Source organism: Ancylobacter polymorphus (assembly GCF_022836935.1).
Classification (GTDB): Bacteria; Pseudomonadota; Alphaproteobacteria; order Rhizobiales; family Xanthobacteraceae; genus Ancylobacter; species Ancylobacter polymorphus_A.
This window is the reverse complement of sequence record NZ_CP083241.1, coordinates 110740-125433: the sequence shown is the minus strand read 5'-3', so window position 1 is coordinate 125433 and position 14694 is coordinate 110740. Positions and strand designations below refer to the sequence as shown.

Below are 14694 nucleotides of genomic sequence, written 5' to 3'. Positions count from 1 at the left end.
TCCTCTGGAAGTGTTTTTTATCTCAAAGGGTTGACACCGCGTGGTACCAGCCAGAACTGCAGCTGACCCGCGATAAAATCGATGCTCACCGCCAGCATCGCCGTGGGGATCGCCCCCGCCAGCAACAGGCCGGTGTCCATCAGGTCGATGCCAGTGAAGATCAGTTCGCCAAGGCCGCCGCCGCCGATCAGAAAGGCCAGTGGCACGGTGCCGACATTGATGGCGAGAGCGGTGCGGATGCCGGCCGCCATCACGAACAGCGCGTTGGGAATCTCGACCTGAAACAGGATCTGCGCCGGGGTCATGCCCATGCCGCGCGCGGCCTCGATCAGCGCGGGCGGCACGGCGCGCAGCCCGGAAACCGTGTTCAGCACCACCGGCAGCAGGGTGAGAACGGCAAGGCCGAAGATCGCCGGCGGCGCGCCGAGACCCAGCACCGTCATTGCCAGAGCAAGGATCGCGAGCGTCGGGATGGTGGTGCCGAGATTGATGATCTGGGCCAGCACCGGCCCAAACATGCCAAGGCTTCGCCGCGCCAGCAGGATGCCGATCGGAATGCCGGTGACGATTGCAATCGCGCTGGAGATCGCCACCAGTTCGAGATGCTGCACCGTGAGGAAGGCGATATCCTCGCGATAGGCTAGCATAGCGGTAAGCGTACCGCTCGTGCTCGCCCATATGCCGAGCAAGAACACGAGGCCGAGCACGATGAGCCGCCACAGGCTCGCCAGCGCCGCCATCGGATGTGCGGTGCGCGCCCCGGTCATCACTTATCCCGATAGGTGGCAGCGAGCAGGTGCGTGATGCCCCGCTGGGTTATGTAGCCCTCATAGACGCCGTCGGCGTTTACGCAGGCGAGCCAGGATTGGTCGTTGGTGAACATCTGCGAGACCGCGTTGCGCAGATTGTTGTCGGAGCGCACCACGCTGGTGAGCTTCTCATAGTGCTCGCCGACCTTGCCGCGCTTGCCACGCAGCGCTTCCAGCCGCACGCAGCCGAGCACCTTGCCCTGTGGGCTCACCATCACCACTGAGATGTGGCCATGTCCCTCCATCTTCGCGATTGCGGTCTCGACACTGTCGTCCGCCACCACGGTGGGCGGATTCACAGTCATCGCCTCGCGCACCGAGATCAGTCGCAGGCGCTTCAGCGTGCGGTCCTGCCCGACGAAATCGGCAACGAAGCTGTCGGTCGGGTGGGCGAGGATATTGTCGGGCGTGTCATACTGGATGAGCCGGCCAGAGCGGAAGATGGCGATGCGCGAGGCCATCTTCACTGCTTCGTCGATGTCGTGGCTGACGAAGATCACGGTCTTCTTCAGCGCTGACTGCAGCTTCATGAACTCGTCCTGGATCACCTCGCGGTTGATCGGATCGATGGCGCCGAACGGCTCGTCCATGAGCAGCACCGGCGGATCGGCCGCTAGCGCGCGGATCACGCCCACGCGCTGCTGCTGGCCACCAGAAAGCTCCTTCGGGTAGCGCTTGGCGTAGGCCGCCGGTTCGAGATTGACCATTTCCAGCAGTTCGGCGGCGCGCCTGCGCGAGGCCTTGCGGTCATGGCCAAGCATGTCCGGGACAACGCAAATATTGTCCTCGACCGTCTTGTTGGGGAACAGGCCGATCTGCTGGATGACGTAGCCGATGGAGCGGCGCAACTCGACCGGGTTCACCTCGGTGACGTCCTTCCCGTCGATGAAGATGCGCCCGCCCGAAGGCTCGATCAGACGGTTCACCATTTTCATGGTCGTGGTCTTGCCGCAGCCGGACGGACCGAGCAGGACGCACACCTCGCCAGCGCCGACTTCCATGCTGACATTGTCGACCGCGGTGATGGCGCCGTAGATCTTGGTGAGGTTCTTGAGCCGAATCATATCGCCCCCGCGCGTCAGGATTGGCGCAGTCCGACGGGGGTGAGCCGTCGCTGCAGCAGGAGAAGTCCGAGATCGGCGATGATGGCGAGGACGCTTACCGCGACGGCCCCGGTGATGAGCTGACGCGGATCGGTCTGCGAGATTCCGCGCGAAATGAACACGCCTAGACCGCCGGCGCCGATATAGGTCGCGATGGTGGCGATCGCGATGTTCAGCACCACGGCGTTGCGCACGCCGTTGATGATCACCGGGAGTGCGACCGGCAGCTCGACCTCACGCAAGCGCTGGAACGCCGTCATGCCCATGCCGCGCGCAGCCTCCCGCAGCGCCGGGTCGATGTTCATGATCGCGGCATAGGTGTTTCGGATGATCGGCAGCTGCGAATAAAAGATCAGCGCGATCACCGCCGGCAGATAGCCGATGCCTTGCCCGATCGGCGAAAGCACCGGGATTAGCAGGCCGAAGAAGGCGATGGACGGGATCGTCATGATGATCGCTGCGACATAGAGCACGCGCTCCGCCGCCACCCGGCTCTGCGTGATCAGGATGCCGATCGGCACGCCGGTCAGCACCGCGACGCTCACCGCGACGCCGACAAGCGAGATGTGTTCCCAGCCCCGGGCGAGGATCTGCGACCAGTTCGCTATGGCGAAGTTCAGCGTTTCCAACGTGTGCTTCCCGGCTGCGCGGCAGGGCCCGTTTCACCAGAGCCTTGCTGGAGTGCTTCTACTGATGCACGGGCAGGAGCGGGCTTTGGTAAGGCTTTTCGACATGGAGGAAAAGGAATCCGACATTTGGCGGCTTTCCGACAAGCTCCCCTGCCTGAGGAGCGGGCATGACTTAGGGGGTATTTTCCGCTGCTTTCGCCGGATGGAGCCCCGCCGCGACGCGCGGATGTCGGGTTTCTGATTGCGCGGGTCGCAAAGTTGAGAGTATCGGCCAAAGCTCCGGCGCAAGGTCTTCCACATGCCGCGCCGCGAGACTGTCGGGATTGTGTCCGACGTCTCGGCCGGCCTTCACGAAGGCGACCTGATGCACGTCCAGAGCTTCATTCACGATCTGCGTTCCTCCGATCTGCCGGCGCCGGTAATGGCTATGGCGCGACGCTGCCTTCTCGATCTGATCGGCGTGGCAGCGAGCGGCAGGCGCACCGATCTGGCGCGGATCGTCACCAATCACGCCGCCCGGCAGTTCAGCGCCGGCGAGGGACGTGGCGCGCGGATGATCTTCGACGGCCGCCGCGTTTCGCCGGTTGGTGCCGCCTATGCCGGCGCCTCCTTGATCGATTCCTTCGATGCCCATGACGGCCACGCCCTGACCAAGGGCCACGCCGGCGTCGCCGTTCTGCCGGCGCTGCTGGCCTTTTGGGAGGCCGAGAATTTGGCGCTGGACGACCGCGAAGTGCTGACCTCCATCGTCATCGGCTATGAGATCGCGACCCGGGCCGGCATCGCTCTGCATGCGAGTGCCTGCGACTACCATACCTCCGGCGCCTGGAACGCGCTGGCCTGCGCCGCGCTCGGCTCCCGCCTCATGAAGCTTTCGCCCGCGCAGACGCGCGAAGCGCTGGGCACCGCCGAATATCACGGCCCGCGCAGCCAGATGATGCGCTGCATCGACTATCCCACAATGTTGAAGGACGGCTCCGGGTGGGGCGCGCTGGCCGGTGTCTCCGCCGCCTATCTCGCGGCCGACGGTTTCACCGGGGCGCCGGCCCTGACGCTGGAGGCGCCCGAACAGCAGGCGCTGTGGGGCGATCTCGGCTCGCGCTGGTACATTCTTGACCAATACTTCAAGCCTTACCCTGTCTGTCGCTGGGCGCAGCCGGCGGTGCAGGCGGCACACGACCTAATGACCGCGCATGGGCTCAGCGGTTCAGACATCGCCGATGTCGAGGTGCGTAGCTTCGCCGAAGCGGTGCGGCTGCATTCGGCCCGACCGACCACGACGGAAGAGGCTCAGTACAGCCTGCCGTTCCCGCTCGCGGCGATGATTATGCGCGGGCGTCTCGGTGCCGACGAGATCACCGGCGCCGGGCTGCGCGATGCGGCGGTGCTCGATTTGTCGTCGTCGATCCGTCTTGTCGAGGATCCCGAGATCTGTGCGCGCTTCCCGGCCGAACGTTTCGCCATTGTATCTCTAGGCACCAAGGATGGCCGCCGGGTCACTTCCGAGTGGACGCAGGCGCATGGCGGCCCGGCCAACCCGTTGTCGGATCTGGAGGTCTCCGCCAAGTATCACTCGCTTGCGGGGCAGCTCGGCGACAATCGCCGCCAGGCGATCGAGACCATGGTCGCGGCCATGGGTGCCGGCGCGCCCGCGGGTGATCTTGCCGATCTGGTGCTGGAACCGATCGGGGACGCGGCATGACGATCGACCAGCGCTCCGTCGCCGACAAGAAGCTTGCCGTCGAGGGTCATACCCAGCTTCTCGTGGTCGGCGCCGGCCCTGCGGGGCTCGCGGCCGCGATCGACGGCGCGCAGCGCGGTCTGTCGGTCATGCTCGTCGACGAGAATCCGGTACCGTTCGAGACCATGGGCGAAAGCGTGCCGCTTCATTTCGGTGGTCGGGTCGGCGGCATGGCGCGCAACCGCAACGCCATGATGGAAGCCATGCTGGCAAGCGCGCCGGGCATCGCCGAGGCCTTCGAGCTCGGGGTCGATGTGCGCCTCGGCACCGCCTGCTGGGGGCTCTATGTCAATGGCAGCAATCTCGGCTGGATGCCCTCTCCTCTTGCCGGCCTGGCCGATGACGAAAACGGCACCCATCTCGTCAGCTTCGAGCGCGCGATCGTGGCCACCGGCCGCCGTGACATGGGGCTCGCCTTTCCCGGCTGGGAGCAGCCCGGCGTGATGGGCGCCACCGCCGCGGTGCAGCTGGCCAAGCGCTACGGCGCGCTGGACGGAACGCGCGCAGTCGTGCTCGGCACCACCGCCGAGGCCCTGCTCGCCGCTCTCGACCTTCAGGCCAGCGGCATCGAGATCGCCGCGATCGTGGAGTATGCCGCCGCCCCGGTCGGCCCCATCGATCTGGTGGTGGCGGTGCGGGCCGCCGGCATCGATATCCGCTGCGGCGAGGTCGTCAAATCGGTCGAAACCGATCTCGACGGTGTCCGCGCGGCCGTGACCTCCTCCGGCAGCTTTCCCTGCGATCTCGTCATTCTCGGCATTGGCGCGGTGCCGATGGTCGATCTCATCGACGCGGTGGGCTGCAAGCTGGCCTTCCAGCCCGAGCGCGGCGGCTTCACGCCGCTCGTCGATGAGGAGGGCCAGACCAGTGTCGAGGTGATTCAGGCGGTCGGCGATTGCGCCGGCATCTGGCCGGCCAAGAGCCGCACTCCCGACATTGCGGAAGCCGAGGCGCGCCGCGCAACGGCCGCCGCCGCACGCGCGCTCGGCGTTGCAACCGAAACGCCTGCCGCCGGTCCGCTGCCGCAGGCTCCGGGCTATGACATCGACGCCTATCGCAAGGGTTGGGTCCACGCGAGCATCATCGCCGCGAATGCAGAGCCATATGTATGCCAGTGCGAGGAAGTCACCGCCCGCGAAATCCTCGAAGTCCGCCCGCCGCGCTATCTCGGCTGGCAGGCCTCGGACAATCGCGAGCGCGCGCTTTCCGCCCTTCTCGGCGACGGCCCGCCGAACCCGGACCAGATCAAGCGCCTGACCCGGGCCGGTATGGGCCCTTGTCAGGGGCGGCGCTGCCGCGAGCAGGTGCAGGCCCTGCTGGCGTTGCAGGCCGCGGTGCCGCTCGGCTCGGTGCCGCTCGCCGGCTACCGCGCCCCGGTTCGCCCGCTCCCCCTCGCTGCCGCTGCACCGCGCAACGAGGAGGCCGCTTTCGGCGAGCAGTGGGATTCCTGGTTCGGTATGCCCCGTCAGTGGGTGCCGTTCTGGGACGTCGATCGCGAATACACTGTCGCCAGCCTTGCCGTGGAAAAGCCTCATGCCAGTGAGTGATCACCCCGAGAAAGCCATCGGCACGGCGGACTTGCCCAAGGGTGCGTCGGTCGTCGTGGTCGGCGGCGGCGTGACCGGCCTCTCCGCCGCCTGGTGGCTGGCACGCAACGGCGTCGATGTCGTCGTCATCGAGAAGGGCATCGTCGGCTGGGAGGCCTCGGGCCGCAATGGCGGCGGTTGCTCGCATCATCACTCGCCGCTGTTTGCCGAAGAGCAGCGCCTCTGGCCGCTGATGGACGAGATGCTCGGTTACCCCACCGAGTTCCAGCCCAACCGGGTGCGCATCGCACTGAACGAGAAGCAGCTCACGCTTTACACCCGCGCGGTGGTGAACGCCCGTCACCAGGGATTCCGTATCGACGAGATCGACGCGAAGCAGGTGCGCGATCTGGTGCCGCTCGCCGGCACCAATGTATTTGCCGGCCACTACTACCACTTCGGCGGCCACGCCAATCCCCACCGCACCGTGCAGGCCTATGCCTGGGCGCTGCAGGACCTCGGCGGCCGGGTGATCCAGCACACCGGCGTCACCGGGTTTCGCGTGGAAGGCGGCAAGGTCGCCGCCGTCGAGACAGATCGCGGGTGCATAGGCTGCGACCATCTGGTCCTTGCTGCCGGGCCGCAGACTGGCCGTCTCGCCGGCCTGCTCGGTCTCGACCTCCCGATGAAGGTCGCCCGCGCCGAGATGATCGTCACCGAGGCGCTCCCGCTGATGCCGATCGGTGGGGTCGACGGCAATGGGCTCTATGGCCGACAGACGCTGCGCGGCAATCTCGCTTATGGCGGCGGCCCGCATGAATGGGTCGAGACCGAGCAACTACCCGGCCGCGCGCGCCCCTCTACTCCGCTGATGCAGAACATCGCCAAGCGCGTCGCCGAGCTCCTGCCTCTGGCGGGGCACGTCAAGATCATCCGCTCCTGGGCCGGCCTGATCGAGAACACGCCGGACGGCCGCCCGGTCATCGACCGGCCCGAAGGCTGGGAGAACCTGACTCTCGCCACGCTTTCCGGCGTCGGCTTCGGCCTGTCGCCCGCGAGCGGCCATGCCATCCAGCAACTTGTCACCGACGGCAGCTGCAGGTTTGCCGATCTTTCGACGCTGCGCCTGTCGCGCTTTGCCCATCTGGAGCCGGACTGGGCCGCGCTTCAGGGCTGGCAGTCGATGCAGATGGCCTCCTGATTCCGGGGGCCAAATGCGTCCCATCATGTCGGATTTGTTGCGTTGATGACGCATTCACGTAATCCTCGCGCTGCCTTCATGGTGGGTGCCGGCATGTTCTACGATGGCGTCGCGGAGCCACTGACCTTCAATTTCCTGCTCATCGATAATCTGTCGATGATGAGCCTGTCCTCGGCCATCGAGCCGCTTCGCTCCGCCAATCGCCTCCTGGATCGCGAGGCATTCCGCTGGCGGCTTTGCAGCATCGACGGGGCCCCGGTCACCGCCTCCAACGGTATTGAGTTGCAGGCTCGACCGGTGGAGGAAGCGCTGGAAGGCGCACACGCGGTCTTCGTCTGCGGCGGCATGCGCATCGCCCCGGTGGACGAGAAGCGCTATCTCGCGATGCTGCGTCAGGCGGCGCGGCGCGGTCTGGCGGTTGGCTCACTGTCGACCGGCAGCCATCTGGTGGCAAAGGCTGGCCTGCTCGACGGCTATCGCTGTACCATTCACTGGGAGAACGCCGCCGCCTTCGAAGAGGCGTTTCCCAAGGTTATCGCCACCGGCAAAATCTACGAGATCGACCGCGACCGGCTCACCTGCTCGGGCGGCACGGCGGCGATGGACATGATGCTGCACATCATCGCCGACCGGCACGATCCCGATCTTGCCCAGCGCGTGGCGAACCAGTTCCATCACGAGCGCATCCGCGACGCCAATGACGAGCAGCGTGGCGGCCGGTTGAGGCGCGTCGGCAGCCTGCCTGCACCGCTCCAGCGCACGATCCAGACCATGCAGGCCAATCTGGAGAGCCCGGTCAGCGTCGGTGAGCTCGCTGACGCCGCCAATTTGAGCCCGCGCCAACTGGAGCGCCTGTTCGGCCGCCATCTCGGCATGACCCCGGCGCGATATTACATCGCGCTGCGGGTCGACCGCGCGCGCGAATTGCTGATCTACACCAACCAGCCAATCCTCGAGATCGCGGTGGCAGTCGGCTTCGCCTCCACCTCGCATCTCGGCCAGTGGTTCAAGCGCATCTTCGGCATGCGTCCAGGCGAACTGCGCGAGAAGGCGAGCCGCCGTCAGGGCATGGGAGGCGACGTCGCCTCCCTGTCACCCGCTGTCGCATTCGGCACGGCGTCCGAACTGTAATAACTCCATAATCCCCGCTCGATTGCCGGGAGCCGACGATGAGCGCGATGGAGAGAGTCTCCGACCTGATGGCGCAGTACCGCGCGGGCTACAGCCTGCCGGGGCCGCTCTATTACGACCAGGATGTCTTCGACATGGAGATGAAGGCGATCTTCGGCACGCAATGGCTGTTCGCCTGCAATGAGTGTGAGGTGAAGGAGCCGGGCGACTATCTCACCCTCGAACTCGGTCGCAACTCGGTCATCATCGTACGGGACGACAATGGCGATGTGACGGCCTGGCACAACACCTGCCGCCATCGCGGCTCACGTATCTGCCAGGATCACAAGGGTTCGGTCGGGCGCCTCGTCTGCCCCTATCACCAGTGGACCTACGACCTCGACGGTCAATTGCTCGCCGCCACGCAGATGCCGGACGATTTCGATCCCAAGCGCTATTCGCTGAAGCCCGTCCATGTCTGCAACGTCGCGGGCCTGATCTATATCTGCCTCGCCCAGGAGCCGCCGGACCTCGAGCATTTCAAGCGCACGGTTACGCCCTATATCGCCCCGCACCAGCCGGCCCGCACCAAGGTGGCCTTCGAATCGGTGCTGATCGAGAAGGCGAACTGGAAGCTGGTCATCGAGAACAACCGCGAATGCTATCACTGCGCCGGCAACCACCCGGAACTCCTGGTCTCGCTGGTCGAGGCGGCGCTGCCGAATGACACCCGCACCCACTGGTTCGGCGACCTGATGAAGCGCAAGGGCGCTGAATGGGACGCCCTCGGCCTGCCGCACCTGCCGGTCAATGGCGGCATCGAATTCCGCTGCATCCGCCTGCCGTTCAATGAGGGTGTGACCTCCATGACCATGGACGGCAAGCCGGCGTCCAAGAAGCTGGTCGGCGATCTCACCGAGCGCGATCTCGGTTCAGTCCGCATGTTCCATGTGCCGAACAACTGGAACCACTTCCTGTCCGACCACATCATCCATTTCCGCGTGCTGCCGCGCGGCCCGATGGAGACCGAGGTCCGCACCACCTGGCTCGTGCACGAGGATGCGGTCGAAGGCTGGGATTACGACGTGAACCGGCTGGCCGAAGTCTGGCAGATCACCAACCAGCAGGATCAGGTGCTGGCCGAGCAGAACTTCCTCGGCGTGCAGTCCGATGCTTATGAGCCCGGCCCCTATTCGCCGACCGGCGAGTTCATGATCCTCGACTTCAATCGCTGGTACATGAGCACGATGGCCGAACATCTGCCCCCGGGCGCGCCGGGCCTGCGAGTGGCGGCGGAATAATGCCACCCCGCGATCTACGCCTTGCCTGCGTAGCGCGTCGGCAGGAAACCGCCGATGTCGTCACCTTCGTGTTTCGCGACGTCGAGAACCGACCCCTCAAACACCTGCCGGGGCAGGCATTGACGCTCGCGTTGCCGTTACCGGAGGAGACCGCGTGGCGCTCCTTCACCATCGCTTCGCCGCCGACCCGTCCGGCGGAGGTGGAGCTTACCGTGAAGGCGGCGCCGAATGGGCATGCTACGCGCTGGATGCACAAGGCCCTCCATCCCGGCATCGAGATCGAGGCGCGCGGGCCGCTCGGCCAGTTCTCCATTGCCCATCATTACGCATCGTCCTTCGCGCTGATCTCCGGTGGCAGCGGCATCACGCCAATGATGTCGATGCTGCGCTGGCTGGCGGATCGCGGCGAGACCGTCGATGTCGTCTTCATTCATGCCGCCCGCACGCCGGAGGATGCATTGTTCGTGCGGGAACTGGCCGATCTCGACCGACAGATGCCTAATCTGCGTGTCGTCACGGTGGTGGCTGATGTGCCGACGGGCCAGAGCTGGCACGGCTATCGCGGCGTGATCGACCGGCGGATGCTGACCGTGATGGTCCCGGACCTTGCGCGGCGCGAAGTGTTCTGCTGCGGACCGGCGGGTTTCATGACCGCGATCGGGCGGATCTTCGACGCGGAAGGGGGCGACGCTGCGCGGTTTCACACTGAGAGTTTCGGCACCTCGAAAGCGGCCGACGCCATTCCAGCCGCTAGTGCCACCTCGCAGACGGAGGAAGGCCCGACCTTGACCATTAATGGGCGCGCCATTGTCGTGGCCGCGGGCACGACGGTTCTGGCAGCGGCGCGCGCGGGCGGGATCGTCATTCCAACCGGCTGTCAGGAAGGCATGTGCGGCACCTGCCGGGTGAAGAAACTCACCGGCTGGGTCGAGATGACCCACAAAGGAGGCATCACCGCCAGCGAGGAGCGGCAGAGCTACATCCTTGCCTGCTGCTCGCGTATAGCGGCCGATGTCGAGATTACCACCAAGGCCTGACCGTCACGCCCAGCCAACGAGACATTTCGTCTTTCACTTGGCGGCTCAAAAGATGAACGGACCCCTTAAAACGGGGCCGTTTGAAGCTGAAGCGAGTACCGGATTGAGCCTGCCCCCGATGATGGACCGGCCTGCTGGCCGCTGCCAGGGGGTAAAATGGTCACCGTGGCCTGCATGGCGGTGGCCAGTTGACGAGCGATATCGGCGGCTAGGCTCAGGACTCATTGATCAGAGCCAGAAGATGACGGCTGCGGCGATGCAGATGGCCGAGAAGAAGGTGTGGGCGCATCGGTCGTAGCGTGTGGCGATGCGCCTCCAGTCCTTGAGCTTGGCGAACAGGTTCTCAACCTTGTGGCGCTGTCGGTAGAGGGTTTTGTCGTAGGGATAAGGCCGCTTGCGGCTCCGCGATGACGGGATGCAGGGATCGATACCCCTGGCGGCCAGTGCCTCGCGGAACCAGGCACTGTCATAGCCCCGGTCGGCGATCAGGCATCGGGCCGGCGGCAGGGCATCGAGGATAAGGCGGGCGCCCTTGTGGTCGCTTATCTGGCCTTCCGACAGCATCATGATGATCGGCCGGCCCTCGCCGTCGCAGACCATATGGCGCTTGGAGTTCAGGCCGCCTTTGGTGCGCCCGATACGACGGGGAACATCCCCTTTTAAGCAGGCTTGCCGCCGTGCGGTGGGCCTTCAGGTGGGTGGCATCGATCATGACCCGTTCGGGTCTGGGACCTTCGCCCGCGAGGCTGGCGAAGATGCGGTCGAAGACCCCGAGCCGGCTCCAGCGGATGAATCGGTTGTACAGCGTCTTGTGCGGGCCGTAGTCCTTCGGCGCATCCTTCCACTGCAACCCATAGCGGATCACGTAGACGATGCCGCTCACCACCCGGCGGTCATCCACCCGTGGCACGCCATGGGCCAACGGGAAAAACGGCGAGATCCGAGCCATCTGCCGCTCGCTCAGCAGGAACAAGTCACCCATGCCAGCCTCCTCAATGGAGACTGTGAATCACATCCGCAGCAAAATTAATAGGTCCTGAGCCTAGATCCCCATCGCACTATGAGGTCGAAGCTCGTTGTAGTTTCTACGCCAAGCGTCCACTTTTCCCGGGCGTAAGCTACACCTCGAACGCGAATGACGACCTAATTCCGTTGCGCGACCATCTCGCTACGATCGCAGCGGCGAAGGGAGCGGCCAGCGTACAAGCCTATCTCGCGGAAGAGCAGGCACGCTACGCGACCCGGCTCAATTGCTGGTAACATGTCATGTTTCAGACCTTGGCCGCCAATCGCTGGTTCGTCGACGGCGGATATCTTCAAATCCCGCAGTGATATCAGGTGGCGCTCACCAAGGCAGCTTTCGGGTAATCAGGTGGCGTCGAAGTACCGTTGTTAGGACGCGTAGCAGTCGAGCTGTTGGATCGCGTGCGAATGACCAGTTTGGTGAGAGCGGACGTTCGGGCGTCGGCTGCGGAATGGCGACATCTGATCGGAAGCGGCGGTATGCATCGACTGGTCGGGAACGGCAGCTTTACTATTTTGATCATCTGACGCCTGCCACTCCGAAACCCGGCCCCGGAGCCGTCTGTCGGCAAAGTGCCGCGATCTCGGCCGTTCAGAGTCAAAAAAGCCACGGCCCAACGGCTGACAGACATCTCAGGCAATCCTGAAGCGCTATTCCCGCCTCGAAGGGTCGCGCTTGGAGTGTTTCTGCTCCCGCTGCATCCGTCCTTTTGGGATGGGCCGGCCATCGGTTTCGTAGACCTTTATCGGAGGGGCTCTGTTTCGACGGGCAGTCCCACGGGCGACAGCTGGACTGAAGAGCATGGAGCGCTCCCGCGGAGGACGATGCGGTGCTCGGCCACGACATGCCGGCACCAAACCTAGCCGCGGGCGGGCGAAGACCTCATCTCACTTCGGGGCGGCTTCGAGGGCGCGCCAAATCCTTCGTGCGTTAAAGGTGATGCGAGACGCCGATTCCGAAACCTCGGCGCGTTCCTGCTCGGTCGAGCGGCGCCTGATCACCTCGGCATGAAGAAGAATGGCAGTCAGCGCATTAACGATATCGGGGTTCCGAGCCATTTTTGACGTCCTCGAATTAGTGAGATCGGTGCAACTCGGTCCGACAATTTTTTGGGATGTCGCGCTCCTCCGTCACGCGCCGCAACTCGCGCTTCAACCGGCGGACCTCGGCGGCCTGATCATCATCATGGCCATGACCGCAGGCTTGCCGTACCGTTTCCCCACTCGACGTGTTTACTGGCCTCAGCCGAGCGGACACCTCCGCAACCGTACAGCCCCGCTCGGTGATCTGAACGACCGCGTCGCGCTTGGAGTTCTCGGTGAAGTTGGCTTTTGTCCATCTGGTCCCCTTGCCTCGAATTTAGGAAAGAAGGCGTCCGGGAAATCCAGGCGCGGTTCAGGCGGAGCGCGCCGCTGCGCTTCACGCATTCACCTTCAGCACGATCTTTCCGAACCCGCCGCCCGCCTCCATGGCGCGATGAGCCTCGGCGGCCTGTACGAGGGGGAATGTCGCCCCGACCAGCGGCTTCAGCCGGCCATCGGCGAACATCGGCAGCGCACCCTCGGCGAAGCGCCGCACCATGGCGCGCTTCTCCTCCACCGTGCGCGATTTCATCACCGTGCCGATGAGGCGCAGGTGGTTGTGCAGCAGGACTGACAGCGGAATGCGGGCACTGTCCTGCCCGCTCAGCAGGCCGACCTGAATTAGGCGTCCGCCTGGCGCGAGGCTGCGCAGATTGCGGGCGAGATAGTCGCCGCCGACGAAATCGACGATGATATCCACCCCGCGCCCGCCGGTGGCTTCACGCACACCCTGCTCGAAGTCCTCGGCGCGATAGTCGAACACTGCCTCGGCACCCAGTGCCAGCACCTCCGCGCGGCGCTCGGCATTTGCCGTGGCGAAGACGCGGGCGCCGAGGGCGTGGGCAATCTCGACACCGGCCGAGCCGACACCACCGGCCGCCGCATGGATGAGCACGGCCTCACCTGCACCAGCACCACCCAAATGCACGGCAGCTTCCCATGCGGTGACGAAGGATTCCATGACCGCCGCTGCCTCGACGAAATCGAGGTTTTCGGGGATGCGCACCGCCATGCCGCGGTCGACCCGGGCGAACTCGGCATAAGCACCGCCGCCGACGATTCCCATCACGCGCTCGCCCGGCCCGATGTCGGTGACCTCGCTGCCGACGGCAACGACCTCGCCAGCCACCTCCAGCCCGAGCAGGTCGCTCTCGCCATAGCTCTGACGGCCGTAATAGCCCTGCCGTTGCAGCAGATCGGCGCGGTTGACGCCGGCCGCGTGCACCTTGACGAGAAGATCGCCGGGACGGACCTCCGGCATCGGCACCTCCGCAAGGCGGAGAACGTCCGCCTTGCCGAAGTCATCATAGACGACCGCCTTCACTTTCCGGCGGCCTTGGCGACCGCCCGGCGAGCGATGCTGGCCGCGAAGAGCGGCGTCTCACGACGGTTGTGGTCGCCACCGGCTTCCTGCCGGGCGACGGCCGCCTGCTCGAAGGTCTGGCCGTGCGCGGCGAGGAAGTCCATGAAAACGTCGGTGGGGTGCGAGGTGACGCGGTTGGTGTAGCGGGTGCGCCCGCCCTCGATGGACTCGGCGATCAACTCCCAAATCACATTGACCTGCGTCCGGCCGACGGGCGTGAACACGTCGGAGATCGAATTCATGCGGCAATAGCCGGCCGTGGCTTCCTCGGCGACATAGTGCTGGATAACCAGCCCGGTGCCGATCATCTCGACATTGATGACCATGCGGCGGCCGTCATCGGTCGTCGTGACGCCGGAACCAATATGGTCGGGCGGGCAGCAGCGCAGATACTCGGCCTCCGGCAGGCTGAACAACCATTCGGCGATGTCGACCTTCTCGAAGGGAACGTCGATGTCCGCCGTATAGGCCGACTGCGAAAGGATCTTGTCGGTGAGAATCTTCATGTCATTGCCTTCTCGATGGAGCCGTTTCACAGGCGTCGGCGGTCGTCACAGTCGCCGCCGCAAGGGCGGAAAGCTCTTGCGAGCACGGTTATGCGCGGGCTCCGGGCCGCGGTTGTTTCGAGATTCCATGGTCGCCGCCGGAATTTGCGAGATGGAACGCCGCGCCGCTTTGCCCCGAGCGATTGCGGTGGGGCAAGGCGGGGCCGCCGCTGCGTCATCGCCGGGAATATGCGAGTGTCCGGTGTCGGCGATAAGCCGGAGC

The 14694-nt window shown here is 65.1% G+C and carries 13 protein-coding genes and 1 pseudogene; 6 read left to right on the top strand and 8 right to left on the bottom strand.

The window, feature by feature from the left end; all coding sequences use genetic code 11:
• Window positions 1-17: 17 nt before the first annotated feature.
• The 3 genes from K9D25_RS22910 to K9D25_RS22900 are packed head-to-tail and all read right to left on the bottom strand — an operon-like array spanning window position 18 to window position 2541.
• Window positions 18-767, bottom strand: coding sequence for an ABC transporter permease (locus K9D25_RS22910; RefSeq protein ID WP_432207968.1), 750 nt, complete (start codon window positions 765-767; stop codon window positions 18-20).
• Entirely contained in the window at window positions 767-1873 is a 1107-nt protein-coding gene (locus K9D25_RS22905) for an ABC transporter ATP-binding protein (protein ID WP_244451128.1), read from the bottom strand. Before K9D25_RS22905 ends, K9D25_RS22910 begins: the two co-directional genes overlap by 1 nt.
• Before the next feature lie 14 nt (window positions 1874-1887).
• Window positions 1888-2541, bottom strand: coding sequence for an ABC transporter permease (locus tag K9D25_RS22900; protein ID WP_244451127.1), 654 nt, complete (start codon window positions 2539-2541; stop codon window positions 1888-1890).
• 298 nt (window positions 2542-2839) lie between these two features.
• Between K9D25_RS22900 and K9D25_RS22895 the strand changes: the two genes are divergently transcribed.
• From K9D25_RS22895 to K9D25_RS22865, 6 genes are read left to right on the top strand one after another with little or no spacing between them, the layout of a single operon-like run.
• On the top strand, window positions 2840-4243 hold the full coding sequence (locus K9D25_RS22895) for an MmgE/PrpD family protein (RefSeq protein WP_244451126.1): 1404 nt from the start codon (window positions 2840-2842) through the stop codon (window positions 4241-4243).
• A complete protein-coding gene (locus K9D25_RS22885; protein ID WP_279613823.1) occupies window positions 4240-5829 on the top strand; it encodes an NAD(P)/FAD-dependent oxidoreductase in 1590 nt (529 codons plus the stop codon). Before K9D25_RS22895 ends, K9D25_RS22885 begins: the two co-directional genes overlap by 4 nt.
• Entirely contained in the window at window positions 5816-7009 is a 1194-nt protein-coding gene (locus tag K9D25_RS22880) for an NAD(P)/FAD-dependent oxidoreductase (RefSeq protein WP_244451125.1), read from the top strand. The genes K9D25_RS22885 and K9D25_RS22880 overlap by 14 nt, the downstream gene beginning before the upstream one ends.
• Before the next feature lie 45 nt (window positions 7010-7054).
• Complete coding sequence (locus tag K9D25_RS22875) at window positions 7055-8140, top strand: GlxA family transcriptional regulator (RefSeq protein WP_244451124.1); 1086 nt, start codon at window positions 7055-7057, stop codon at window positions 8138-8140.
• A 38-nt stretch (window positions 8141-8178) separates the two neighbouring features.
• Window positions 8179-9420, top strand: coding sequence for an aromatic ring-hydroxylating oxygenase subunit alpha (locus K9D25_RS22870; RefSeq protein ID WP_244451309.1), 1242 nt, complete (start codon window positions 8179-8181; stop codon window positions 9418-9420).
• Window positions 9420-10457 (top strand): hybrid-cluster NAD(P)-dependent oxidoreductase, encoded by a 1038-nt coding sequence (locus K9D25_RS22865; RefSeq protein ID WP_244451308.1) that lies wholly within the window; start codon window positions 9420-9422, stop codon window positions 10455-10457. Before K9D25_RS22870 ends, K9D25_RS22865 begins: the two co-directional genes overlap by 1 nt.
• A gap of 228 nt (window positions 10458-10685) precedes the next feature.
• Here the strand turns inward: K9D25_RS22865 and K9D25_RS22860 are convergent.
• The 5 genes and pseudogenes from K9D25_RS22860 to K9D25_RS22840 all read right to left on the bottom strand — a co-directional run bounded on the left by K9D25_RS22860 (window position 10686) and on the right by K9D25_RS22840 (window position 14432).
• Window positions 10686-11439, bottom strand: a protein-coding gene (locus tag K9D25_RS22860; RefSeq protein WP_244451307.1) for an IS5 family transposase whose coding sequence is annotated in 2 segments (ribosomal slippage) — window positions 10686-11103 and window positions 11102-11439 — 756 coding nt in all. Because the reading frame shifts where the segments join, the coding sequence is not laid out codon by codon here.
• 929 nt (window positions 11440-12368) lie between these two features.
• Window positions 12369-12539: a hypothetical protein gene (locus tag K9D25_RS22855; protein ID WP_244451306.1), complete on the bottom strand. Its 171-nt coding sequence runs from the start codon at window positions 12537-12539 to the stop codon at window positions 12369-12371.
• A gap of 49 nt (window positions 12540-12588) precedes the next feature.
• Window positions 12589-12840, bottom strand: a pseudogene (locus tag K9D25_RS22850) (IS3 family transposase); the annotation flags it as partial.
• Between the two features lie 60 nt (window positions 12841-12900).
• Window positions 12901-13887, bottom strand: a complete 987-nt coding sequence (locus K9D25_RS22845) for an NAD(P)H-quinone oxidoreductase (RefSeq protein WP_244451305.1) — start codon at window positions 13885-13887, stop codon at window positions 12901-12903.
• Window positions 13884-14432, bottom strand: a complete 549-nt coding sequence (locus K9D25_RS22840) for a hypothetical protein (RefSeq protein ID WP_244451304.1) — start codon at window positions 14430-14432, stop codon at window positions 13884-13886. Before K9D25_RS22840 ends, K9D25_RS22845 begins: the two co-directional genes overlap by 4 nt.
• Window positions 14433-14694 lie beyond the last annotated feature (262 nt).

Bases quoted from the DNA above. Each gene is read 5' to 3' on its own strand.
- K9D25_RS22910 (WP_432207968.1), bottom strand. From the start codon at position 767: ATGACCGGGGCGCGCACCGCACATCCGATGGCGGCGCTGGCGAGCCTG.
- K9D25_RS22905 (WP_244451128.1), bottom strand. From the start codon at position 1,873: ATGATTCGGCTCAAGAACCTCACCAAGATCTACGGCGCCATCACCGCG.
- K9D25_RS22895 (WP_244451126.1), top strand. From the start codon at position 2,840: ATGCCGCGCCGCGAGACTGTCGGGATTGTGTCCGACGTCTCGGCCGGC.
- K9D25_RS22885 (WP_279613823.1), top strand. From the start codon at position 4,240: ATGACGATCGACCAGCGCTCCGTCGCCGACAAGAAGCTTGCCGTCGAG.
- K9D25_RS22880 (WP_244451125.1), top strand. From the start codon at position 5,816: ATGCCAGTGAGTGATCACCCCGAGAAAGCCATCGGCACGGCGGACTTG.
- K9D25_RS22875 (WP_244451124.1), top strand. From the start codon at position 7,055: ATGACGCATTCACGTAATCCTCGCGCTGCCTTCATGGTGGGTGCCGGC.
- K9D25_RS22870 (WP_244451309.1), top strand. From the start codon at position 8,179: ATGAGCGCGATGGAGAGAGTCTCCGACCTGATGGCGCAGTACCGCGCG.
- K9D25_RS22865 (WP_244451308.1), top strand. From the start codon at position 9,420: ATGCCACCCCGCGATCTACGCCTTGCCTGCGTAGCGCGTCGGCAGGAA.
- K9D25_RS22855 (WP_244451306.1), bottom strand. From the start codon at position 12,539: ATGGCTCGGAACCCCGATATCGTTAATGCGCTGACTGCCATTCTTCTT.
- K9D25_RS22840 (WP_244451304.1), bottom strand. From the start codon at position 14,432: ATGAAGATTCTCACCGACAAGATCCTTTCGCAGTCGGCCTATACGGCG.